The sequence below is a fragment of the Pseudomonas sp. LB1P83 genome (assembly GCF_054897885.1).
Genome location: NZ_CM142709.1, coordinates 3,895,257 through 3,918,341, shown reverse-complemented (window position 1 = coordinate 3,918,341; position 23,085 = coordinate 3,895,257). Strand labels below are relative to the sequence as shown.

The 23,085-nt window shown below is 58.0% G+C and carries 18 protein-coding genes and 5 tRNA genes; 16 read left to right on the top strand and 7 right to left on the bottom strand.

The window, feature by feature from the left end:
• The first annotated feature begins 3 nt into the window (after positions 1 to 3).
• A complete protein-coding gene (locus ACYZTY_RS18085; protein WP_461954850.1) occupies positions 4 to 219 on the top strand; it encodes a hypothetical protein in 216 nt (71 codons plus the stop codon).
• 58 nt (positions 220 to 277) lie between these two features.
• On the opposite strand, the gene pbpG is transcribed toward ACYZTY_RS18085, so the two are convergent.
• Together pbpG and folD are read right to left on the bottom strand one after the other, a co-directional pair.
• Positions 278 to 1,216: a D-alanyl-D-alanine endopeptidase gene (gene pbpG, locus ACYZTY_RS18080; protein WP_461954849.1), complete on the bottom strand. Its 939-nt coding sequence runs from the start codon at positions 1,214 to 1,216 to the stop codon at positions 278 to 280.
• Positions 1,217 to 1,452: 236 nt separating this feature from the next.
• Positions 1,453 to 2,307, bottom strand: coding sequence for a bifunctional methylenetetrahydrofolate dehydrogenase/methenyltetrahydrofolate cyclohydrolase FolD (gene folD, locus ACYZTY_RS18075; protein WP_403104728.1), 855 nt, complete (start codon positions 2,305 to 2,307; stop codon positions 1,453 to 1,455).
• A 275-nt stretch (positions 2,308 to 2,582) separates the two neighbouring features.
• On the opposite strand from folD, the gene ACYZTY_RS18070 reads away from it, so the two are divergent.
• The 12 genes from ACYZTY_RS18070 (at position 2,583) to ACYZTY_RS18015 (ending at position 13,040) form a co-directional block, all read left to right on the top strand.
• Positions 2,583 to 2,659 (top strand) — tRNA-Arg (locus ACYZTY_RS18070).
• A 32-nt stretch (positions 2,660 to 2,691) separates the two neighbouring features.
• Positions 2,692 to 2,767: transfer RNA gene (locus ACYZTY_RS18065), tRNA-His, on the top strand.
• A 56-nt stretch (positions 2,768 to 2,823) separates the two neighbouring features.
• Positions 2,824 to 2,908, top strand: a tRNA-Leu gene (locus tag ACYZTY_RS18060).
• Positions 2,909 to 2,988: 80 nt separating this feature from the next.
• Positions 2,989 to 3,064 (top strand) — tRNA-His (locus ACYZTY_RS18055).
• Positions 3,065 to 3,465: 401 nt separating this feature from the next.
• On the top strand, positions 3,466 to 4,776 hold the full coding sequence (gene tig, locus ACYZTY_RS18050) for a trigger factor (RefSeq protein ID WP_461954848.1): 1,311 nt from the start codon (positions 3,466 to 3,468) through the stop codon (positions 4,774 to 4,776).
• A 94-nt stretch (positions 4,777 to 4,870) separates the two neighbouring features.
• Positions 4,871 to 5,506 carry an ATP-dependent Clp endopeptidase proteolytic subunit ClpP gene (clpP, locus tag ACYZTY_RS18045; RefSeq protein WP_046047575.1) on the top strand — a complete coding sequence of 212 codons (636 nt, stop codon included), beginning with the start codon at positions 4,871 to 4,873 and terminating at the stop codon, positions 5,504 to 5,506.
• Positions 5,507 to 5,618: 112 nt separating this feature from the next.
• Positions 5,619 to 6,902 (top strand): ATP-dependent Clp protease ATP-binding subunit ClpX, encoded by a 1,284-nt coding sequence (gene clpX, locus ACYZTY_RS18040; RefSeq protein WP_007946893.1) that lies wholly within the window; start codon positions 5,619 to 5,621, stop codon positions 6,900 to 6,902.
• 162 nt (positions 6,903 to 7,064) lie between these two features.
• Positions 7,065 to 9,461 carry an endopeptidase La gene (gene lon, locus ACYZTY_RS18035; RefSeq protein WP_010458711.1) on the top strand — a complete coding sequence of 799 codons (2,397 nt, stop codon included), beginning with the start codon at positions 7,065 to 7,067 and terminating at the stop codon, positions 9,459 to 9,461.
• Between the two features lie 147 nt (positions 9,462 to 9,608).
• A complete protein-coding gene (locus ACYZTY_RS18030) occupies positions 9,609 to 9,881 on the top strand; it encodes an HU family DNA-binding protein (protein WP_222587686.1) in 273 nt (90 codons plus the stop codon).
• A 53-nt stretch (positions 9,882 to 9,934) separates the two neighbouring features.
• Positions 9,935 to 10,012 (top strand) — tRNA-Leu (locus ACYZTY_RS18025).
• A gap of 102 nt (positions 10,013 to 10,114) precedes the next feature.
• The gene (locus ACYZTY_RS18020) at positions 10,115 to 11,986 is read left to right on the top strand and encodes a SurA N-terminal domain-containing protein (protein ID WP_461954847.1); all 1,872 of its coding nucleotides are present in this window, start codon (positions 10,115 to 10,117) and stop codon (positions 11,984 to 11,986) included.
• Positions 11,987 to 12,218: 232 nt separating this feature from the next.
• Positions 12,219 to 13,040, top strand: coding sequence for a DUF2242 domain-containing protein (locus ACYZTY_RS18015; RefSeq protein WP_461954846.1), 822 nt, complete (start codon positions 12,219 to 12,221; stop codon positions 13,038 to 13,040).
• Between the two features lie 345 nt (positions 13,041 to 13,385).
• Here the strand turns inward: ACYZTY_RS18015 and ACYZTY_RS18010 are convergent, their stop codons facing one another.
• Both ACYZTY_RS18010 and ACYZTY_RS18005 read right to left on the bottom strand, forming a co-directional pair.
• A complete protein-coding gene (locus tag ACYZTY_RS18010) occupies positions 13,386 to 14,426 on the bottom strand; it encodes an AraC family transcriptional regulator (protein WP_461954845.1) in 1,041 nt (346 codons plus the stop codon).
• A 3-nt stretch (positions 14,427 to 14,429) separates the two neighbouring features.
• Positions 14,430 to 15,560 carry a carbon-nitrogen hydrolase family protein gene (locus ACYZTY_RS18005; protein WP_461954844.1) on the bottom strand — a complete coding sequence of 377 codons (1,131 nt, stop codon included), beginning with the start codon at positions 15,558 to 15,560 and terminating at the stop codon, positions 14,430 to 14,432.
• A gap of 209 nt (positions 15,561 to 15,769) precedes the next feature.
• On the opposite strand from ACYZTY_RS18005, the gene ACYZTY_RS18000 reads away from it, so the two are divergent.
• A complete protein-coding gene (locus ACYZTY_RS18000) occupies positions 15,770 to 17,809 on the top strand; it encodes an oxidoreductase (protein WP_461954843.1) in 2,040 nt (679 codons plus the stop codon).
• Positions 17,810 to 17,951: 142 nt separating this feature from the next.
• Positions 17,952 to 18,869 carry a 1-aminocyclopropane-1-carboxylate deaminase/D-cysteine desulfhydrase gene (locus ACYZTY_RS17995; RefSeq protein ID WP_461959349.1) on the top strand — a complete coding sequence of 306 codons (918 nt, stop codon included), beginning with the start codon at positions 17,952 to 17,954 and terminating at the stop codon, positions 18,867 to 18,869.
• 156 nt (positions 18,870 to 19,025) lie between these two features.
• Here ACYZTY_RS17995 and ACYZTY_RS17990 read toward each other — a convergent pair whose 3' ends face one another.
• The 3 genes from ACYZTY_RS17990 to ACYZTY_RS17980 form a co-directional block, all read right to left on the bottom strand.
• Entirely contained in the window at positions 19,026 to 19,574 is a 549-nt protein-coding gene (locus tag ACYZTY_RS17990; protein WP_461954842.1) for a cytochrome b, read from the bottom strand.
• A gap of 259 nt (positions 19,575 to 19,833) precedes the next feature.
• Complete coding sequence (gene phnX, locus ACYZTY_RS17985) at positions 19,834 to 20,661, bottom strand: phosphonoacetaldehyde hydrolase (protein ID WP_461954841.1); 828 nt, start codon at positions 20,659 to 20,661, stop codon at positions 19,834 to 19,836.
• 211 nt (positions 20,662 to 20,872) lie between these two features.
• Positions 20,873 to 21,982: a 2-aminoethylphosphonate--pyruvate transaminase gene (locus ACYZTY_RS17980; RefSeq protein ID WP_461954840.1), complete on the bottom strand. Its 1,110-nt coding sequence runs from the start codon at positions 21,980 to 21,982 to the stop codon at positions 20,873 to 20,875.
• A gap of 115 nt (positions 21,983 to 22,097) precedes the next feature.
• Here ACYZTY_RS17980 and ACYZTY_RS17975 point away from each other — a divergent pair, with 115 nt between their 5' ends.
• Complete coding sequence (locus tag ACYZTY_RS17975) at positions 22,098 to 22,961, top strand: LysR substrate-binding domain-containing protein (RefSeq protein WP_461954839.1); 864 nt, start codon at positions 22,098 to 22,100, stop codon at positions 22,959 to 22,961.
• The last annotated feature ends 124 nt before the right edge of the window (positions 22,962 to 23,085 follow it).

Genomic DNA, 23,085 nt, shown 5'->3' with positions numbered 1-23,085 from the left:
CGTATGTCTACTGATTCGAGTTTCAACGACAAGCGTCCGGACAGTGTTCCCACAACGCCCGAGAAGGGGGTTGATCCGGTGATGGATCCGAACGATCCGTTAAGGGATCCTTTGGCGCGTCCGATGGTGGTCCCGACGGAGCATTCCCATGGCATGAAAGATCCAAGCGCCGGGGATGGCATTCCGGATGACGATCAGATGCCTTTACCCAACGATTAACGCCAGACGAAAAAAAGCCCCGAATGATCGGGGCTTTGTTTTGTTTGCTGTCGCTGACTTATTTCGAAGCTTCAACAACGCCGCTCTGACGATGCTTTAGATTCTTGTCCGATTTGTACTGCAAGGCTACCGATGGCACGTCTGCGCCTTTGCCGGTTTCCACCCAGCTGCGGATGCGGGCGGCATCGGCAAAATGCGTGTACTTGCCGAAGGCGTCTAGGATCACCAGCGCCACCTGGCGATTGCCCATGCTGGTCACCAACACCAGGCAGTGACCGGCTTCATTGGTGAACCCGGTCTTGGTCAGCTTGATGTCCCAGTTTGGCTTGCGGACCAAATGGTCGGTGTTACGAAAACCCAGGCTGTAGTTGGGTTTGCGGAACGTGACGGTTTTTTCCTTGGTGGTACTCAACTCGGTCAATAACGGGTACTTGTGCGCGGCGATCAGCAGTTTGCTCAGGTCGCGCGCAGTGGAGACGTTACGAGGGGAGAGTCCGGTCGGTTCGACGAAGTGGGTGCTGGTCATGCCCAGCGCCTTGGCCTTGGCGTTCATCGCGGCAATGAATGCGACGTAGCCGCCCGGATAGTGATGGGCCAGGCTCGCGGCTGCACGGTTTTCCGAGGACATCAGGGCGATCAGCAGCATTTCCCGGCGCGGCAATTCGCTTTTGAGTTTGACCCGGGAAAACACGCCTTTCATTTCTGGCGTGTCGCTGATGTTGATGTTGATGTATTCGTCCATGTTCTGCCTGGCTTCGACCACGACCAGGCCGGTCATCAATTTGCTGACAGAGGCGATAGGGACAACCACGTCGGGGTTGCTGGCATAGATGACTTTGTTGGTCTGCATATCCAGCAGCAAAGAGCTGCCGGAAGCGAGCTTGAGTTGTTTCGCTTCTCGGGGTGCTGCGGTCGTTTCCGCGGCATTGACCGTTGGCGTGATGAACGTCCCTGTAAATGCAAAAAATAGGCTCAGGATGGAAAGAGGGATTTTCACGCTGGCAGACTCATAAGGTGTTGATACGCCGTTATGTAACGGGCTATTTCTTAAAAGCGCGACATTCTGGAGTATGGCTGAATAACTGTCGATGGTTGTTCAAGGAGGAGGTGAAAGTCGGTGGAAACATGAAAAAAAAGTCATTTTCCGGCGGATGGTCGACCTTTTGCTGCGAGCAAAAAAAACCCCGCTGTTGGCGGGGTTCTTTTGTTCGTCGCTTACTTCGAAGCGAGCCCTCAGCTATGCAGAGTTTCCGCCGCGTACAACGTATTTTCCAGCAGGCAAGCGCGGGTCATCGGGCCGACACCACCTGGGACTGGCGTGATCCAGCCAGCGCGGGGCAGGGCGGTTTCGTAGATCACGTCACCGACCAGTTTGCCGTCTTCCTGGCGATTGATGCCGACGTCGATCACGATCGCGCCTTCCTTGATCCACTCACCTTTGACCAGACCCGGCTTGCCGGCGGCGACGACCACCAGATCGGCACGGCCAACGTGGCCGGCCAGATCCTTGGTGAAGCGGTGGGTGACGGTCACGGTGCAACCGGCCAGCAGCAATTCCATTGCCATCGGACGGCCAACAATGTTGGAGGCTCCGACGACCACGGCGTCCATCCCGTAAAGATCTGCACCGGTGCTTTCCAGCAGGGTCATGATGCCTTTAGGGGTGCACGGGCGCAGCAGCGGAATGCGCTGGGCCAGGCGACCGACGTTATAAGGGTGGAAACCGTCGACGTCTTTATCCGGACGAATGCGTTCCAGCAATTTGGAAGCATCCAGGTGTTCAGGTAAAGGAAGCTGAAGCAGAACGCCGTCAATTGCCGGGTCGTCGTTCAGGCGATCGATCAGATCGGTCAGTGCTTCTTGAGTGGTTTCGGAAGGCAGGTCGTAGGCTTGGGAAATGAAGCCGACCTCTTCACAGTCTTTACGCTTGTGCGAGACATAAACCTGAGAGGCGGGATCGCTGCCGACCAGGATCACCGCGAGGCCCGGTGTGCGCAGGCCTTGCTCGCGACGCTCGGTGACTCGTTTGGCGATCTGCTGGCGCAGGCTGGCGGCGATCGATTTGCCGTCGATTAGTTGTGCAGTCATTGCGCGTGATTAACCATCGAGAGGGGAAAAAAAGAGAACGCATTCTCGCATGTCATGAGGTGAGGGCAAAGGCGCTTGGTCTGCAAATTCCGCTAAGCCCTTTAATTAAATGAATTTTTTATAAAAAGGATTTGACGGCCTTCGGGGCGCTCTATACTATTCGTCGCACTTGTCGGGCACAGCCTAGCACTGGATGAGAAGGTCAAGCGGAATTACGGTTCTGTGAGGCTGGAAAGCTCTTAGTTTGTAGTCCTCCAAGAGTACAGATTAATAAGGCGCCCGTAGCTCAGCTGGATAGAGCATCCGCCTTCTAAGCGGATGGTCGCAGGTTCGAGTCCTGCCGGGTGCGCCATTAGGCAGCTTTGGCACAAGTAGCGCGATATGGTGGGCGTAGCTCAGTTGGTAGAGCACGGGATTGTGACTCCCGTTGTCGAGGGTTCGATCCCCTTCGTCCACCCCATATTTCAAAAGGCGCCAGATTAACAGTCTGGCGCCTTTGCTTTAACAGCTTCAAACGCGGATGTGGTGGAATTGGTAGACACACTGGATTTAGGTTCCAGCGCCGCAAGGTGTAAGAGTTCGAGTCTCTTCATCCGCACCAAACTAAAGCTTCACACAAGCCTGCTGGCTTGGGTGGGGCGCAGCAAGGGAGTTGTTTTGGCTTCTTTGCAAGGCAATATGGTGGGCGTAGCTCAGTTGGTAGAGCACGGGATTGTGACTCCCGTTGTCGAGGGTTCGATCCCCTTCGTCCACCCCATATTTCGAAAGGCGCCAGATTTAACAGTCTGGCGCCTTTTTTGTTTTAGCGGTTCGAGTGTTAAGCGGCTGCATGTCCTGGGTCGCAGGGGCGGGGTGTTTCGTCGTATTTATGTTTCTCGATGATGCCGCGCCACCCGCCGACCTTGCTCGCAAGATCGGCTGTCAGGGAGATGATTGGCAGTCTTTCTATATATAGAAGGATTGGTGCAGAGCCCTGGCATGACTGGCTGTATTTGCTAACAGGGCGAGGCACAACCGTTTGTCCCCGCCTATAAATTGCCTGCTGCTTTTTTACCCGTTTTCAGTAGGGTGACTTCTTGAGTTTGACCCACTAGAATGCATGCCCTTGATTCTGGGGTCGGAAACGGCCGGCTAACGTCTGTGCAACGAGGAATATCCATGCAAGTTTCTGTTGAAAATACTTCTGCTCTTGAGCGCCGCATGAGCATCACCGTGCCGGCTGAGCGCATCGAGACTCAGGTCAACAAGCGTCTGCAGCAGACTGCCCAAAAGGCCAAGATTGCTGGCTTCCGTCCAGGCAAAGTGCCAATGAGCGAAATCAAGCGCCGTTTCGGTGCTGATGCGCGTCAGGAAGCTGTAGGCGACGTGATCCAGTCTTCCTTCTACGAAGCTGTTGTCGAGCAGAAGCTGAACCCGGCTGGCGCTCCTTCGATCGAGCCTAAGTCGATCGAAGCTGGCAAAGATCTGGAATACGTTGCAGTTTTCGAAGTGTTCCCTGAGTTCACCGTTGCTGGCTTCGACGGTATCACCGTAGAGCGTCTGAGCGCTGACGTGGCTGATGCCGATCTGGACAAAATGCTGGACGTGCTGCGCAAGCAGAACACCCGTTTTGAAGTGACCGATCGCGCTGCTCAGAACGACGACCAGCTGAACATCGATTTCGTCGGCAAGGTCGACGGTGAAGTGTTCGCTGGCGGTTCCGCCAAAGGCACTCAGCTGGTTCTGGGTTCCGGCCGCATGATCCCTGGTTTCGAAGACGGTCTGGTTGGCGCTAAAGCCGGCGAAGAGCGCGTTCTGAACCTGACCTTCCCTGAGGACTATCAGAACCTCGACCTGGCCGGCAAAACTGCTGAGTTCACCGTTACCGTGAACACTGTTTCCGAGCCAAAACTGCCAGAGCTGAACGAAGAGTTCTTCGCTCAATTCGGCATCAAGGAAACGGGTCTGGAAGGCTTCCGCACTGAAGTTCGCAAGAACATGGAGCGCGAGCTGCGTCAGGCGATCAAATCCAAGGTCAAGAATCAGGTAATGGACGGTCTGCTGGCCACCAACCCGATCGAAGTGCCTAAGGCTCTGCTGTCCAATGAAGTTGACCGTCTGCGCGTGCAGGCTGTTCAGCAATTCGGCGGCAACATCAAGCCTGACCAACTGCCGGCCGAGCTGTTCGAAGAACAAGCCAAGCGCCGTGTTGTGCTGGGTCTGATCGTGGCTGAAGTGGTCAAGCAATTCGACCTCAAGCCAGACGAAGCCCGCGTTCGCGAAATGATTCAGGAAATGGCTTCGGCCTACCAAGAGCCTGAGCAGGTTGTGTCCTGGTACTACAAGAACGACCAGCAACTGAACGAAGTCCGTTCGGTTGTGCTGGAAGAACAAGTTGTGGATACTGTTCTGCAGAAGGCTAACGTGACCGACAAATCGGTCTCTTACGAAGAAGCAGTCAAGCCGGTAGAAGCTCCACAAGCCGACTGATAGCTTTTTGCGGTAAGAAGTAATCACCATAAGCCAGCCTTCGTGCTGGCTTATGCGTATTCAAGACATAACTATTTGGGAGTGACTGCAGAGCATGTTCCGTAATTCGTATATTCAGCAGAACTCTGATATCCAGGCCGCAGGCGGCCTGGTCCCGATGGTTGTCGAGCAGTCCGCTCGTGGCGAGCGCGCCTACGACATCTACTCGCGTCTTCTCAAGGAGCGAGTGATCTTTCTGGTTGGCCCGGTAGAGGACTACATGGCTAACCTGATTTGTGCGCAATTGCTGTTCCTTGAAGCGGAAAACCCGGACAAGGACATCCATCTCTATATCAACTCCCCGGGCGGTTCGGTGACAGCGGGCATGTCGATCTACGACACCATGCAGTTCATCAAACCCAACGTGTCGACCACCTGTATCGGTCAGGCGTGCAGCATGGGCGCGTTTCTGCTGACAGCCGGTGCTCCTGGCAAGCGCTACTGCCTGCCGAACTCGCGCGTGATGATTCACCAGCCACTGGGCGGTTTCCAGGGGCAGGCGTCTGATATCGAAATCCATGCCAAGGAAATCCTCTTCATTCGCGAGCGTCTCAACACGCTGATGGCCAAGCACAGCGGGCACACGCTTGAAGAGATCGAGCGTGATACCAACCGCGATAACTTCATGAGTGCAGAAGCCGCGCGTGAGTACGGGTTGATCGATGAAGTGATCAGTCAGCGCCCCGCTTAAAATAAGCAGCTCAAAATAGGGTTGGTCGGCTGGTCCGATCACCTGCGGGCTTGAAAAAGCCCGCAATAGCCTTCATCTTGTGTTGCAAGCCTATCGGATTTGGATCGAACGAATGACTGACACCCGCAACGGCGAGGACAACGGCAAGCTGCTCTATTGCTCCTTCTGTGGCAAAAGCCAGCATGAAGTGCGCAAATTGATTGCCGGCCCCTCGGTCTTTATCTGCGACGAGTGCGTCGACCTGTGCAATGACATCATCCGTGAGGAGGTGCAGGAAGCCCAGGCCGAAAGCAGCGCGCATAAATTGCCTTCGCCTAAAGAAATCAGCGGCATCCTTGATCAGTACGTGATTGGTCAGGAGCGTGCGAAAAAGGTTCTGGCCGTAGCGGTGTACAACCACTACAAGCGTCTGAACCAGCGCGACAAAAAGAATGACGACGTCGAACTCGGCAAAAGCAACATCTTGCTGATCGGCCCGACAGGCTCGGGTAAAACCCTGCTTGCTGAAACACTGGCCCGCTTGCTGAACGTTCCGTTCACCATCGCCGACGCAACCACCCTCACCGAGGCGGGTTACGTGGGTGAAGATGTCGAGAACATCATTCAGAAGCTGCTGCAGAAGTGCGATTACGATGTAGAAAAAGCCCAGATGGGCATTGTCTACATCGATGAGATCGACAAGATCTCGCGCAAGTCTGACAACCCGTCGATCACCCGGGACGTTTCCGGTGAAGGCGTGCAGCAGGCCCTGCTCAAGTTGATCGAAGGCACGGTCGCTTCCGTTCCGCCTCAAGGTGGTCGCAAGCATCCGCAGCAGGAATTCCTTCAGGTCGACACTCGTAACATCCTGTTCATCTGCGGCGGTGCATTCTCCGGTCTGGAAAAGGTTATTCAAAACCGTTCCACCAAGGGCGGCATCGGTTTCAACGCGGAAGTACGCAGCAAGGAAGAAGGCAAGAAAGTCGGTGAATCCCTGCGTGAAGTCGAGCCTGACGATTTGGTCAAGTTTGGTCTGATCCCGGAATTCGTCGGTCGTCTGCCGGTCCTTGCCACGCTGGACGAGCTTGATGAGGCTGCGTTGATGCAGATTCTCACCGAGCCGAAAAATGCTCTGACCAAGCAGTATGCCAAGCTGTTCGAGATGGAAGGCGTGGACCTGGAATTCCGGGCCGACGCGCTGAAATCGGTCGCCAAACGTGCCCTGGAACGCAAAACCGGTGCCCGTGGACTGCGTTCGATTCTCGAAGGTGTATTGCTCGACACTATGTATGAAATCCCCTCGCAATCCGAGGTGAGTAAAGTAGTGATCGACGAAAGCGTTATAGAAGGCAAGTCCAAGCCACTGTATATCTACGAAAACAGTGAGCCTGCTGCCAAGGCTGCGCCAGACGCTTAAGCGTCAGGCAGCTGGAACAAAGAAGGGGCCTTCGGGCCCCTTTTCTTTTAAACCATTTTTAACACCCTCTTTGCGCTTGTTTTTTTTCAAAGCAGCCCCCATCTTGGTTTCAAGCTTACTTCCATCTGTTTACGGCCTTATGGCCGCCGTAGAGGCGAAATCATGAAGACAACCATCGAATTGCCTCTCCTGCCATTGCGTGATGTTGTGGTTTATCCGCACATGGTTATCCCGCTGTTCGTGGGGCGCGAGAAATCCATCGAAGCCCTCGAAGCTGCGATGACGGGCGACAAGCAGATCCTTCTGCTGGCTCAGAGAAACCCTGCTGACGACGATCCCGGCGAAGATGCACTTTATCGCGTAGGTACAATTGCGACCGTTCTGCAGCTGCTCAAGCTGCCTGACGGCACGGTCAAGGTTCTGGTCGAAGGCGAGCAGCGGGGCGCTGTGGAACGCTTCAGCGAAGTGGACGGCCACTGCCGTGCCGAAGTCTCGCTGATCGACGAAGTCGACGCGCCTGAGCGCGAGTCGGAAGTGTTTGTACGAAGCCTGCTGGCTCAGTTCGAACAATATGTGCAACTGGGCAAGAAGGTTCCGGCTGAAGTCCTGTCGTCGCTAAACAGCATCGACGAGCCAGGTCGCCTGGTCGACACCATGGCCGCCCACATGGCCCTGAAGATCGAGCAGAAGCAGGAAATCCTCGAAATCATCGACTTGTCGGCCCGGGTCGAGCACGTCCTGGCGTTGCTAGATGCCGAGATCGATCTGCTGCAAGTCGAAAAACGCATTCGCGGTCGTGTCAAAAAACAAATGGAGCGCAGCCAGCGCGAGTACTACCTGAATGAGCAGATGAAGGCCATTCAGAAAGAGCTCGGCGACAGCGACGAAGGCCACAACGAAATCGAAGAGCTGAAAAAGCGCATCGATGCCGCCGGTCTGCCGAAAGATGCCTTGGCCAAAGCCCAGGGTGAGCTGAACAAGCTGAAACAAATGTCGCCAATGTCCGCGGAAGCGACCGTGGTGCGTTCATACATCGACTGGCTGGTTCAAGTGCCGTGGAAGGCTCAGAGCAAAGTGCGTCTGGACCTTGCGCGTGCAGAAGACATTCTCGATGCAGACCACTACGGTCTGGAAGAAGTCAAAGAGCGGATCCTCGAATACCTCGCCGTGCAAAAGCGTGTGAAGAAAATTCGTGGGCCGGTGTTGTGCCTGGTCGGTCCTCCGGGGGTGGGTAAAACCTCGCTGGCGGAGTCTATCGCTCACGCCACCAACCGCAAATTCGTCCGTATGGCCCTCGGTGGCGTGCGTGATGAAGCGGAAATCCGTGGTCATCGCCGGACTTACATCGGTTCGATGCCAGGAAGATTGATTCAAAAGATGACAAAAGTGGGGGTCCGCAACCCGCTGTTCCTGCTCGACGAAATCGACAAAATGGGCAGCGACATGCGTGGCGATCCGGCGTCGGCGTTGCTGGAGGTGCTCGACCCTGAGCAGAACCACAACTTCAACGATCACTATCTGGAAGTCGACTACGACCTGTCCGATGTGATGTTCCTTTGCACCTCCAACTCCATGAACATTCCGCCGGCGCTGCTCGACCGGATGGAGGTGATTCGTCTGCCGGGTTACACCGAAGACGAGAAGATCAACATCGCCGTCAAATACCTTTCGCCAAAGCAGATTACGGCTAACGGCTTGAAGAAAGGTGAGCTGGAATTCGACGCCGAAGCGATCCGCGACATCATTCGCTACTACACCCGCGAAGCCGGTGTACGTGGGCTGGAACGCCAGATTGCCAAGGTTTGCCGCAAGGCGGTCAAAGAGCATGCACTGGAAAAACGCTTCTCGGTGAAGGTCACTGCCGAGATGCTGGAACACTTCCTGGGTGTGCGCAAATTCCGCTACGGTCTGGCCGAATCGCAGGATCAGATTGGTCAGGTGACCGGGTTGGCATGGACTCAAGTGGGTGGCGAATTGCTGACCATCGAAGCCGCTGTCGTGCCGGGTAAAGGCCAGTTGATCAAGACCGGTTCGTTGGGCGATGTGATGGTCGAATCGATCACCGCCGCGCTGACCGTTGTCCGCAGCCGCGCGAAGAGCCTGGGAATTCCCCTGGACTTCCACGAGAAGCGCGACACGCACATCCACATGCCGGAAGGGGCGACCCCGAAGGACGGCCCTAGCGCCGGCGTGGGCATGTGCACGGCCCTGGTGTCGGCATTGACCGGGATCCCGGTGCGTGCGGATGTCGCGATGACAGGTGAAATCACCTTGCGTGGTCAGGTGTTGGCGATTGGCGGTTTGAAAGAAAAACTGCTGGCGGCTCACCGCGGCGGGATCAAAACGGTGATCATTCCTGAAGAGAACGTACGCGATCTGAAGGAAATTCCTGACAATATCAAGCAAGATCTGCAGATTAAACCGGTTAAATGGATTGACGAGGTCCTGCAAATTGCGCTGCAATACGCGCCGGAACCGCTGCCTGATGTGGTTCCAGAGATAGTTGCAAAGGATGAAAAACGCGAGTCTGACTCTAAGGAAAGAATTAGCACGCATTAATACGCATTTGCCTGGGTGGCTTGTTGACAGCTTTTTAGAGCCCTTGTTATAAAGCGGCTCTTAAGTGTCTGTAGGCCATTCAGCACTCGTTTTTGCTTTCACCAAAAAACTTAGAATCATACTCAAATAGATATAAGGGGACTTAGAGTGAACAAGTCGGAACTGATTGATGCTATCGCTGCATCCGCTGATATCCCGAAAGCTGCTGCTGGCCGTGCGCTGGACGCTGTAATCGAATCCGTCACTGGCGCTCTCAAGGCTGGCGACTCTGTTGTTCTGGTTGGTTTCGGTACTTTCTCCGTCACCGATCGTCCAGCTCGCATCGGTCGTAACCCACAGACCGGTAAGCAACTGGAAATCGCAGCAGCCAAAAAACCAGGTTTCAAAGCCGGTAAAGCACTGAAAGAAGCTGTCAACTAAGTTCGATTCAGGTTTTTGCCTATCCGGGTCGGGGTCATGCCTGACCTGGCAGCGGAGCGGTAGTCCAGTCGGCAAGTTGCCGGTCCGAGACACCGAGGGTCGCAAGTTCGAACCTTCGGTCCGCTCCGCCAGTTACGAGAAGGCGCATCCTCGGATGCGCCTTTCTTCTATCCGGATTCTACCCACGCTCCACGGTTGCCTAATTTTGAAGTTCAACCGTTTCTGGGGGACGCATGCTGCAGAATATCAGGGACAATTCACAAGGCTGGATTGCCAAGACCATTATCGGGGTCATCGTTGCACTGATGGCTTTGACCGGTTTCGACGCCATTTTTCAGGCCACGACCAGTCGTAATGACGCGGCCAAGGTCAACGGCGAAGAAATCAGCCAGAACGAGCTGAGCCAGGCGGTCGATATGCAACGCCGTCAGCTCATGCAACAGCTGGGCAAGGATTTCGACGCTTCCTTGCTCGACGAAAAAATGCTGCGCGAATCGGCCCTCAAAGGCTTGATCGACCGCAAACTGCTGCTGCAAGGCGCAGAAAAATCGAAATTCGCTTTCTCCGAAGCGGCTTTGGACCAAGTGATCCTGCAAACGCCTGAATTCCAGGTGGATGGCAAGTTCAGTCCAGAGCGTTTCGACCAGGTGATTCGTCAACTCGGCTATAGCCGCATGCAATTCCGCCAGATGCTGGCTCAGGAAATGCTGATCGGTCAGCTCCGTGCTGGCCTGGCGGGTAGCGGCTTCGTCACCGACGCACAGGTTCTGGCCTTCGCCCGTCTGGAAAAACAGACCCGCGATTTCGCTTCCCTGAACGTCAAGGTTGACCCGGCAGCGGTCAAGCTGACCGACGATGAGGTCAAGGCCTACTACGACGAGCACGCCAAGGAATTCATGACGCCGGATCAGGTAATCATCGATTACCTCGAATTGAAGAAGTCTTCCTTCTTTGATCAGGTCGCCGTCAAGGACGAAGACCTGCAAGCGGCGTATCAGAAAGAAATCGCCAACCTGTCCGAGCAACGCCGGGCTGCGCACATTCTGATCGAAGTGAACGATAAGGTGACCGAGGCGCAAGCCAAGGCCAAGATCGAAGACATCCAGGCACGACTGGCCAAAGGCGAGAAATTCGAGGCACTGGCCAAGGAGTTCTCCCAGGATCCAGGTTCGGCGAACAATGGCGGTGACTTGGGCTTCGCAGGCCCTGGCGTCTACGATCCAGCGTTCGAAACAGCGCTGTATGCGTTGGCCAAGGATCAGGTATCGGCACCGGTTCGCACCGACTTCGGTTTCCACTTGATCAAACTGTTGGGCGTTGAGGCACCGGAAGTTCCGACGCTGGCCAGCCTGAAAGACAAGCTGACCCGCGAGCTGAAAACCCAGCAGGTCGAGCAGCGTTTCGTCGAGGCGACCAAGCAACTGGAAGACTCCTCGTTCGAATCTTCCGATCTGTCCCAGCCGGCACAAGACCTGAAGCTGACTGTTCACACCTCCAAGCCGTTTGGCCGCGAGGGTGGCGAGGGTGTTTCGGCTAACCGTGCCGTGATCACCGCTGCGTTCAGTCCTGAAGTGCTGGATGAAGGTGCCAACAGCACCGCCATCGAGCTGGACCCGGAAACCGTGATCGTGCTGCGCGCCAAGGAGCACTTGAAGCCTGCGCAACTGCCGCTGGAAAGCGTGAATGCCAGCATTCGTGCGCAGTTGGCCAAGGAGCACGCCAGTGCTGCCGCCAAGACCAAGGCTGATGAGTTGATCGCCAGCCTGCGTGATGGCAAGACCCCGCTGAACAAGGCAATCGACGGTCAGAACTGGAAAGTGACTGAAGCCGCTACTCGCGCTCAGGAAGGGATTGACCCAACTGTGCTGCAAGCGCTGTTCCGTATGCCGAAGCCTGCCGCCAAGGACAAGCCGACCTTCAGCAGCGTGACCCTGGCTGATGGTAGCCTGGTGATCGTGCGTCTGAACGGCGTGAACGAAGCCGCAGCGCCGACCGACGAAGAGAAGGCTCAGTACCGTCGCTTCCTCGCCTCGCGCATTGGCCAGCAGGACTTTGCGGCCTACCGCAAGCAGCTCGAAGCGGAAGCGGACATCAAGCGTTTCTGATGCCTGATTGAGTTTCCCGCGACATAAAAACCCCGGCTGAAAGGCTGGGGTTTTTTGTGGGCGTGGGAAAAGTCGATACATGCTATCCGTCGCCTGGGGTTTTTACTGAGCGACTTTTTCCTGTCAAAGGCAGTCATTACACTTGTAACTGTTTCAATACACTAATCGATGCTCCGCTAAGCATCGATCTGTTGCACAATACGCCCCGGACCGTTTTTCCTCAGGATGTTCAATGTTTAAATCAATTCCCATGCGTGTTGTCGGGCTGGCGTTATTGCTGGCCGCCGCTGCCGGCTGCTCGTCGAAAAAAGCCGCCATCTATGAGCATGAGAACTTCGACGACTCCGGGACGTTTTCGCGCAACTACCCGGTGACCGATGCGCAGACCTGTGAAGCCGCCCGTCGCGCGTTGCTCAGTCAGGGCTACATCATCACCAGCAGCGATCCGAAACTGGTCAGCGGCCACAAGAGCTTCCAGCAGACCGGCGAAACCCACATGGAGATCAGTTTCAGCGTGGTCTGTGCCGATGACGGCAGCGAAGGGCACCACGCCACCATGTTTGCCAACGCGCTTCAGGATCGCTATGCACTGAAGAAGACCAACAACTCCGCCAGCCTCGGTGTGGGTGTGTTGGGCTCGGTATCGATGCCGATCGGCTCGTCCGACGATTCGATGGTCAAGGTTGCCAGCGAAACTGTTTCGTCGGCCAAGTTCTACGAGCGCTTCTTTGCGCTGGTCGAGCTGTTCCTGCCGCCGGAAGCGAAGAAGGCTGCGCACATCGTCGAGAAGCCTAAAACTGACCTGGGCGTGCCTGAGGTCAAGGCTGCTCCAGCGCCGGTACCTGCGGCGGAACCCGCACCGGCGCCTGCGGCTGAACCTGCTCCAGCACCTGCTGCCTCGGAACCAGTCGCACCACCGCCTGATACAGCGCCGATCACCCCGGTTGAAAGCCCGGAACCGGCTCCGTCGTCGGAAACCGTTACGCCACCGCCGCAATCCAGCCTGCCGCCACCGAGCGAGCCTATTTCGGCCATGCCGACCACCAGCCAGTAATCGGTATGCATTCGGGACCGTGTCAGATGACACCGTTCCCGAAATGGCTTTTAAATTGATCCGCGTCAACCCGGGCTGTAGTCCTACAGCCTCTATCGAAAAAATCCTGTGATAAATTCCTGACCGCCTGCTACGTTTTATAAGTAGCCGCTGAGCGGTGCGCCTGCGTCATTTTTCTTTCATGCGGGCACTTTATGCTCAGGGCGTTGGTCATTTATTCAGGCATTTTTAAACGAGCGGTAGAGGGATTTCACAATGGACGATTATCAAGAAGAGCTGCTCGAGTATCAGGCGTTTGAACTGGACCCCTTGGAACCGGCGGAAGACGCTACAGAGCTGTAAGCATCACGAGGATTGGCGATGACTGCGGCGAAACTCGCCGGGCGTCTGGCCGTTCCAGCGTTTGAAGGCGCGTTGGAAGGCTTCTGCTGAGGCAAAACCCAACAGGTAGGCGATTTCACCGAATGCAAGTTCAGTGTCACGAATGTAGGTCATGGCCAGGTCGCGGCGCGTGTCGTTGAGAATGGCGCGAAATTGCGTGCCTTCCTCGGCGAGTTTACGACGCAAGGTCCAGGTCGGCAGCTTCAGACGTGCCGCCACTTCTTCCAGGTCGGGTTCCCGGCCACCATTGAATAACGGCCCCAATAACTGAGTGATGCGTTCACGCAGGCTGCGGGTGCGTGTCAGTTGCTCCAGTTCCCGTTCACAGAGTTGCAGCAAGTGTCGCCAGGTACTCGGGCAGTGCTCCGGGTTGCGCTGGGCGAGGCTGGCCAGGCTCAGGCGCAGTTGATTCTGTTCGGCGCCGAACTGAATCGGACAATCACCCAGCTCGGCATACGCCTCACGATAATCCGGTTCGGCAAATTCGATCTCGATCCGCTCGGCGCGAAGCGGGGCAAGGCTCACGCTGGATAATTGTTTCAGCCACCCGGCGATGATCGAATCCACCACGAAGCGGTTGTAGGCGTTGTAAGGGCTGATGGAGTAGAACCGCAGCCAAGCACCCTGAGCGTCTTCGTGGAAACTCGACTGGCCACGGTAGTTGGAGCCATACAAGGCTTCAAAGCGGATCAGGCAGCGCGCCGCTTCTCGAACGGTGGGTGCCTGAGCGGCAGTGACCCCCGCCAGACCAGCCTGACTCAGGCGACTGAGCTGGCCCATGCGCAAACCCAGCGCCGGGTCGTCGGTCAGTTGGATGGCCCCGTGGCCCAGGCGCATGTAGCGCGGGATCGACAGTCGAGCACCCGCTTCGGCCAGGCGCGCTGCATCGAGGCCGTATTGCTCAAGCAGAGGCTGCGGATCCATGCCATGGCTGCGCACGGCGTCGGCCAGGCTATGAACAAAGCCTACCGACAGATCCCCGAGGCGCATCGGCAGCGGTTTCATGGTTTACAACCAAAGGTTCAGCAACCGCGCGCCACGGGCATTGCCGTCGGCGAACTGTTGCCCGTTGTTGCTGAGAAAACTTTGACCCGCGCTGCCCTTGTCCCAGAACTGACCGCGCAGGAACACGCTCATACCGGCAATCGCCTGGCTGCTCGGCGGTTGGCCAGTCAGTGTCAGACGATGCCAGGCCTGGCCTTCACTGAGCTCACCGGCCTTGAGACTGACCGAGCCAGGCGTCGACAATCCCTTGTAACCACGCCACGGTTTGTCCCAGGTGTCGCGGCCGGCGACATACGCGGGGACCGCCACCAGATGGGCGCCCAGGGCGTCGAGTTTTCGGTAGTTGTCCGGGTACCAGCTGTCGCTGCCGATCAGCACGCCCAGGCGTCCGGCCGGGGTGTCGACGACGTTGAGCGTATGCTCGCCATTGGCTTCGATAACGTCTTGTTCCGCAAACACCGGATGCATCTGGCGTTGCGGCTGGCCGACCGGCAGCCCGTCGCGACCGAACACCACGCTGCTGTTGTACAACGCCCCGCGGCCGACTTTCAGCGTACCGTCGATGATGCTCGGCTCGGGCAACACAATCGTGCCGGCCACCAGGGTCACGTGGAACTGTTTCGCCAGCCCCCCGAACAGCGCCTGATAGTCCTTGGCCATGCCTTTGGCCTTCATCCGCAAGTGGGCGTCGTCGAGACGACTGTCGCCCTTGGCGCTGATCAGCGCGCGGACGAACTGCACGGGATTGCTCACCGCCAGCCAGTTCATTGCTTCCTTCAGCGTGGTCGCCTGGTACAGCTCATCTTTCTCGCCGCTGACCATCAGCCAGGTGCCGATGTGTTCGGGCAGTACGACGATGGTTTTCTCGTTCAGCAAGCCTTGGTCCTGAGCCTTCTGCAGATAGGCGGCAAGCTTGCGGTGCAGGCGTTCGGGGCTTTGATAGTCGGTGGGGAACAGCTCGGGCTGGATGCCCAGCAGGTTTCCGCGATCAGCGGGTGTGCCTTGGTCGACCGCCAGATTGATCCGCAGGTCCGACAGGTAATGACCCACCGGACGGTCCGCGGCCCACATGGCGTAGGTCGTAAGGGCGGCAATCAATGCCATGGAGAAAGTCAGGTACAGAAGTTTGCGCATGGGGAAACAGTCAACAGCCGTGTGCAGGGTTCGCGACTAGGGTAGGGCGCATGCCGGCGCTTGCCAAGGGGTGCTGCACATTTGGATCAATAAGTTGTCAGTTTCGGTCATTGAGTGACAGGGGCGCGACTCTTAGTCTGTCCAGCATGACTGATGGGGGCCGAAGAGCTCCTGCATTTTTTCCGTGATCGCTCGATGTGGAGTTACAAATGGCCGCCGCTCATTACCCGCACCTGTTGGCCCCGCTGGACCTGGGCTTCACCACGCTGCGCAACCGCACCTTGATGGGTTCGATGCACACCGGTCTTGAGGAGAAGCCCGGCGGTTTCGAACGCATGGCGGCGTACTTCGCCGAACGTGCTCGCGGCGGTGTCGGTCTGATGGTCACCGGCGGCATTGGCCCGAACGATGAGGGCGGGGTGTATTCCGGCGCGGCCAAACTGACCACCGAGGAAGAAGCGCTCAAACACCAGATCGTGACCCGCGCGGTGCACGAGGCGGGCGGCAAGATCTGCATGCAGATCCTCCACGCCGGTCGTTATGCCTACAGCCCGAAACAAGTCGCGCCGAGTGCCATTCAGGCGCCGATCAACCCGTTCAAGCCTAAAGAGCTGGACGAGGAAGGCATCGAGAAACAGATCAGCGATTTCGTCACCTGTTCGACCCTGGCGCAAAAAGCCGAGTACGACGGCGTCGAGATCATGGGTTCGGAAGGTTATTTCATTAACCAGTTCCTCGCCGCCCACACCAACCACCGCACCGACCGTTGGGGCGGCAGCTACGAAAACCGTATGCGCCTGCCGGTGGAAATCGTCCGTCGTGTGCGCGAAGCCACGGGCCCGAACTTCATCATCATCTTCCGCCTGTCGATGCTCGACTTGGTGGAGGGCGGCAGCACTTGGGAAGAAATCGTGACCCTGGCCAAAGCCGTCGAGCAGGCCGGTGCGACCATCATCAACACCGGCATCGGCTGGCACGAAGCGCGGATTCCGACCATCGCCACCAAAGTGCCGCGTGCCGCGTTCAGCAAAGTCACCGCCAAGCTGCGCGGTTCGGTGAACATTCCGCTGATCACCACCAACCGTATCAACACCCCGGAAGTGGCCGAGCAGATTCTGGCCGAAGGCGATGCTGACATGGTCTCCATGGCGCGACCATTCCTCGCCGACCCGGACTTCGTCAACAAGGCGGCCGCTGGCCGTGGCGATGAAATCAACACCTGCATCGGTTGTAACCAGGCGTGCCTGGATCACACCTTCGGCGGCAAGTTGACCAGCTGCCTGGTGAACCCGCGCGCTTGCCATGAAACCGAGCTCAACTACCTGCCGGTGCAGCAGATCAAGAAAATCGCCGTGGTCGGTGCCGGTCCTGCGGGCCTGTCCGCGGCCACGGTGGCGGCCGAGCGGGGTCACGCGGTGACGCTATTTGATTCGGCCAGCGAGATTGGCGGTCAGTTCAACGTTGCCAAGCGTGTACCGGGCAAAGAAGAGTTCTTTGAAACCCTGCGTTACTTCAACCGCAAGTTGCAGACCACCAATGTCGAGGTGTGCCTGAACACCCGTGTCGACGTGGCAAAACTGGTTGAGGGCGGTTACGACGAAATCATCCTGGCCACCGGTATCGCCCCAAGAACTCCGGCGATTCCCGGCGTTGAAAACGCCAAGGTGCTGAGCTACCTGGACGTGATCCTGGAGCGTAAACCGGTCGGCAAGCGTGTGGCGGTGATTGGCGCGGGCGGTATCGGTTTCGACGTGTCGGAATTCCTCGTTCACCAAGGCGTGGCCACCAGTCTGGACCGTGAAGCGTTCTGGAAGGAATGGGGCATTGATACGCATCTTGAAGCGCGCGGCGGTGTCGCCGGGATCAAGGCTGAACCCCATGCACCGGCGCGCGAGGTGTTCTTGCTGCAACGCAAGAAATCCAAGGTCGGTGACGGCCTGGGCAAGACCACTGGCTGGATTCATCGCACCGGTCTGAAGAACAAGCAGGTGCAGATGCTCAACAGCGTTGAGTACCTGAAGATCGACGACGAAGGCCTGCACATCCGCATCGGTGAAACCGGTGAGCCGCAGGTGCTGGCGGTGGACAACATCGTGATTTGCGCCGGGCAGGATCCGTTGCGTGAATTGCAGGATGGTCTGGTGGCAGCGGGGCAGAACGTGCATCTGATCGGTGGTGCGGACGTGGCGGCGGAGCTGGATGCCAAGCGCGCGATCAATCAGGGTTCACGGTTGGCTGCTGAGTTGTAATCTGCAGGTTTAGCATGCCAATGGCCTTCGCGGGCAAGCCTCGCTCCTACAGAAAAACACGATCCCTGTAGGAGCGAGGCTTGCCCGCGAAGGCGTCCCCAAGGCTGCTAAGATGCCGGCTCGTCACCTGGAACCGGCATTGATGTTTCTCCGACCCAACAACAGGCTCCCCTCAGCCCCGCTCCAACCCTTGCACCTCGACTGGCTCACCGCAGCCAACATCGAAGTCGCCATCCTGCGCCTCGACCAGATCGACCCACTGATCAGCGGCAACAAGTGGTTCAAACTCATCGACCATCTCAAAGCCGCTGACCAAACCGGCGCCCAAGGCATCATCAGCCTCGGCGGTGCCCATTCCAATCACCTGCACGCACTGGCCGCCGCCGGCAAACGCTTCGGTTTCAAAACGGTCGGTCTGTTGCGTGGTCATCCGCAAGAAACGCCGACGGTGAAGGACCTGCAAGCGTTCGGCATGCAGTTGCACTGGTTGGGTTATGGCGGTTATCGAGCGCGACACGAACCGGGCTTCTGGCAGCCTTGGCAGGCGCAGTATCCCGACCTGCATCCGGTGCCCGAAGGTGGCGGCGGTCTGCGGGGTGCGCGGGGTTGCATGCAGTTGAAGCCAATGGTCCTCGATCAACTGGGCAGGCTCGGTTGGAGCGACTACGACGGCTGGTGGCTGGCCTGCGGAACCGGCACGACCCTGGCCGGCCTGGCGTTGGCCGAGGCGGGCGGTCGCAAGGTGTACGGTGCGCTGGCGGTGCCAGACGATCATGGCGTGGCGCCGCAGGTTGAATCGATTGTACGAGAGGCGGGTTTGCAGGAGTCGGCTTATGAACTGTTCGACGCCAGCCGTGGCGGCTTTGCCAAAGTTGATCCGCTGTTACTCGACTTCATCGACCAGACCGAACAGGCCACGGGTATTCCCCTCGAACCGCTGTACACCGGCAAAGCTCTGCTGATGCTCAAGCAGCAAGTCGAGGCTGGAAGATTCGAAAAGGGCACGCGCCTGATCTTCATCCACACCGGCGGCTTGCAGGGCCGCCGGGGATTCCGATAAGCCCGCCACCCCTGTAGCAGCTGGCGAAACCTGCGTTCGGCTGCGAAGCAGTCGTGAATCCAACCGCCTCGGTTCTCCTGATCCACCGCGTTGACTGATTTTACGACTGCTTCGCAGCCGAACGCAGGCTTCGCCAGCTGCTACAAGAGTGTGTGTTCAACCGCGCTTGGGCATCATCCGCAGCAGCGTGTTATCACCCACCACATAATGGTGATAAATCCCCGCCACCGCGTGCAGGCCGATCAGCCAGTAACCGATGGTGCCGCCCAGCACATGCCAGCCTTCGATTTGTTTGGCCAGCACCTTGTCTTCCGAGACCAGCAACGGCAGATCAAAGCCGTAAAACATCACCTGATGCCCCTTGGCGCTGGTCACCAGCCATCCGAGTATCGGCATCGCGATCATGAAGATATACAACGCCCAATGCATCAGTCTGGCCAGCACGGTCTGCCAGTGGGGCGAGGCCGGAAAGATCTGTGGTGCCGGGCCCAGGCTGCGAGCGAACAACCGCAACCAGACCAGCACGAAGACCGTCAAGCCGAGCATGAAGTGCGATTCAACGATCAGCGTCCGGCCACCGCTGCCCTTGGGAAAGACCCCGCGAAATTCGATAGAGGCGTAAACCATCGCCAGCAGGACCAGCATTAACCAATGCAGCGCGATCGACACGGTGCTGTAGCGTGAGTCGGAATTCTTCCACGGCATACGGTGTTCCTCACAGGTCGGCCACCGTTCTTGGTCGACGGTGTTCCTTAACTGTAAGCCTGATTCGAGGGGGCTGCCTGATCCTTGTCAAGGTTCAATGCTCTGGTTCAGGTAACAGACAGAAAAAAGCACCGCTGTCCCTTGTAGGAGCGAGGCTTGCCCGCGAAGGCGTCTGCACATTCAACAGGGATGTCGGCTGGTAGAGCGTCTTCGCGGGCAAGCCTCGCTCCTACAGAGGACAGCGGTGCTTTTGGGTGGATCAACTGCTTTGCGGCATCTCACCCTTGGCCAGACGCTTGTTGATGTCGGCGATCACTTGCGGCAAATCGATAATGGTGTCGATCATGTAATGCGGTCGCGAGCCTTCGAACAGTGCGTGGATGCGTTTGCGTTCACTGGTCAGTTCGTCGTCGCCGAGGGCGCGGAAGCCTTCGTAGTCCAGACCCAGCGCGTTACCGGAGCAGATCAGCGCCACGGTCCACATGCCGGCGCGACGCCCTTCGAGAATGCCCGGCACGGTGTCATCGATCTTCACGCAAGCCGCGACGTCGTCGATGCCCAGCGCAATCACGTTGGCCAGGGCCTGGGCTGGCCATGGACGGCCGTTAGGCACTTCGTCGGTGGCGACCACGTGATCGGCAACGTAACCGTTGGTGGCGGCCAGTTCGACCACCTTGTCCATGACCTGTTTCGGGTAGCCGGAGCAGGAACCGATCTTGATCCCTTGATGACGCAGGTTGGCGATGGTGTCGAGTGCGCCTGGAATCAGTGCCGAGTGCTCGGCGATTTTCTCGATTTGCAGCGGCATGAAACGTTTGTAGATCGCGGTGACGTCATCGTCAGTCGGCGTGCGGCCGAACACGGCACGATAACGCTCGGCAACTTCCGGCTGGTCGCACAGGGTACGAATGTGGTCCCACTTGCCCATGCCCATCGGCCCGCGGGCCTCTTCGATGGACACCTGGACGTCGAACTCGGCGAAGGCTTCGACAAAAATCTGCGTCGGCGCGAAAGAGCCGAAGTCGACCACGGTGCCGGCCCAGTCGAGGATGGCGGCCTGGAGTTTGGTTGGGTTTGCGTAGTTCATGGTGATCAAATCCTGTAATTGGGGAATGGTGATCCCTGTAGCAGCTGCCGAGCTGCGCGAGGCTGCGTTCGGCTGCGCAGCAGTCGTAAACCCTGACGACGCGGTCCACCTGAAACACCGAGGTGGATGGTTTTACGACTGCTGCGCCCGAGCGCGGACCGAGCCGAACGCAGCCTCGCGCAGCTCGGCAGCTGCTACAGGTCGGTGTGGTTTAGAGTTCGAGGACTTCCATCTCGCGCAGCACTTCGGCCACTGCCGCCACGGCCGCGTGCATCTCGGCCTGGTTGACGTGTCCGATGCAGCCGACGCGGAAGGTGTCGACCTGGGTCAATTTGCCGGGGTAAAGGATGAAACCCTTGGCCTTGACCCGTTCGTAGAATTCCTTGAACTGGTAACGCGGATCCTTCGGCGCGTGGAAAGTGACGATGATCGGCGCCTGGATCGCGGCAGGCAGGAAACTGCGCAAGCCGAGTTTGGCCATGTCATCGAGCAGCACCTGGCAGTTGTTGGCATAACGCTGATGCCGCGCCGGCAAACCGCCTTCTTCGTTGTATTGCAGCAGGGCTTCGTGCAGCGCCGCGACCACGTGGGTCGGGGGCGTGAAGCGCCATTGGCCGGTCTTGGCCATGTAGATGTGCTGGTCGTACAAATCCATCGCCAGCGAGTGCGAGTTGCCGGCCGCGTTGGCCAATGCGTCTTTGCGAGCGAAGACGAAACCCATGCCGGGCACACCTTCCAGGCATTTGCCCGAGGCGGCGATCAGCGCGTCGAATGGCACCTGTTGTGCGTCGATCGGCAACGCGCCGAAGGAACTCATGGCGTCGATGATCAGGCGTTTGCCGTGTTGCGCAATGACGTGGGCGATTTCCGGCAGCGGGTTGAGGATGCCGGTGCTGGTTTCGCAGTGAATCAACGCGACGTGGGTGATGCTCGCATCGGCGCGCAACAGACGGTCGACGTCGGCGGCGGTGGTTGGTTCGTCTTCGGCGGTTTCGAAGGTGCTGAAGGGGCGGCCGAGCACTTCGCAGATTTTCGCCAGGCGTTTGCCATAGGCGCCGTTGATCAGCACCAGCACTTTGCCGTCGCGGGGCACCAGGGTGCCGATTGCTGCTTCGACCGCGAAGGTGCCGCTGCCTTGCAGGGGCACGCAGTGGTGGCTGTCGCCGCCGTTGATGATCGCCAGCAATTGCTCGCACAGGCTGGCAGTCAGTTGATTGAAGCGGTCATCCCATGAACCCCAGTCGACCATCATCGCCTGACGGGTGCGAGCCGATGTGGTCAGTGGGCCGGGGGTGAGCAGGATTGGCTCGGCAGTGCTCATTCTTGTGTCCTCGCAAAAGCTCTCTGTGGGATGACGCTACGGGACATAAATTGCAATTTCGGGTGCTATCAATCAAATTGTTTGTTGTTATGCCAGCCATCAGTGAGAGTTATCCATGAACCTGTTCCAGCTTCGAGCCTTTGATGCCGTGGCCCGCGAAGGCAGCTTCACCCGCGCTGCCGAGCGACTTTTCATCAGCCAACCGGCGGTCACCGGGCACATCAAGGCCCTGGAGGAGCATTACCAGATCACCTTGCTGCGCCGCACCGCGCGACGCGTGGAGCTGACGGAGGAGGGGACCAAACTGGCGGCGATCACCCGGGCGATGTTCGGCCTGGCTGAAGAAGCGCAGGTGCTGCTGGAAGCCAATCGACAGTTGCTGACCGGGCGCCTGGAAGTGGCAGCGGACGGACCGCACATGGTGATGCCGATGCTGGCCAGTTTGCGCGCGCGGTACCCGGGAATCACCGTGAATCTGCGGTTGGGCAATGCTCAGGAAACCCTGGCGGCGTTGTTGTCCGAGCATGCCGACGTGGCGGTGTTGACCGAAGTCGAGCCGCGCAAAGGCTTGCACCTGCAAGCGTTGAATGAATCACGGATTTGCGCGCTGGTGCCTGAAAGTCATCCCTGGGCCAAGGCGTCCAAGGGCGTGAAGCTCAAGGAGCTGGATCAGGTGATCATGGTATTGCGTGAGCCGAGTTCGATTACCCGACGCACGTTCGATGAGGCTTGCGCGATGGCGTCGGTCAATCCTCGGGTGTTGCTGGAACTGGACAGTCGCGAGGCGGTGACCGAAGCCGTGGCGGCGGAGTTGGGCGTTGGGGTGGTGTCGTCGGTGGAAGTCAGTCATGACCCGAGGGTGGCGGCGGTGCCGATTCTGGGTGAAGGGTTGATCAATCGGCACATGATCGGGTGTATGGAACGGCGGCGGGATTTGCGTTTGGTTCGGGCGTTTTTTGAGTTGGCACCCTCCAGGTAAACCGAGGTGCGGCCTTCGCGGGCAAGCCTCGCTCCTACAGGTTTTGTGTCGTTCACAGAATGTGCGGCAAGCACAAATCCTGTGGGAGCGTGGCTTGCCCGCGAAGGGGCCGGCCCTGCCTACG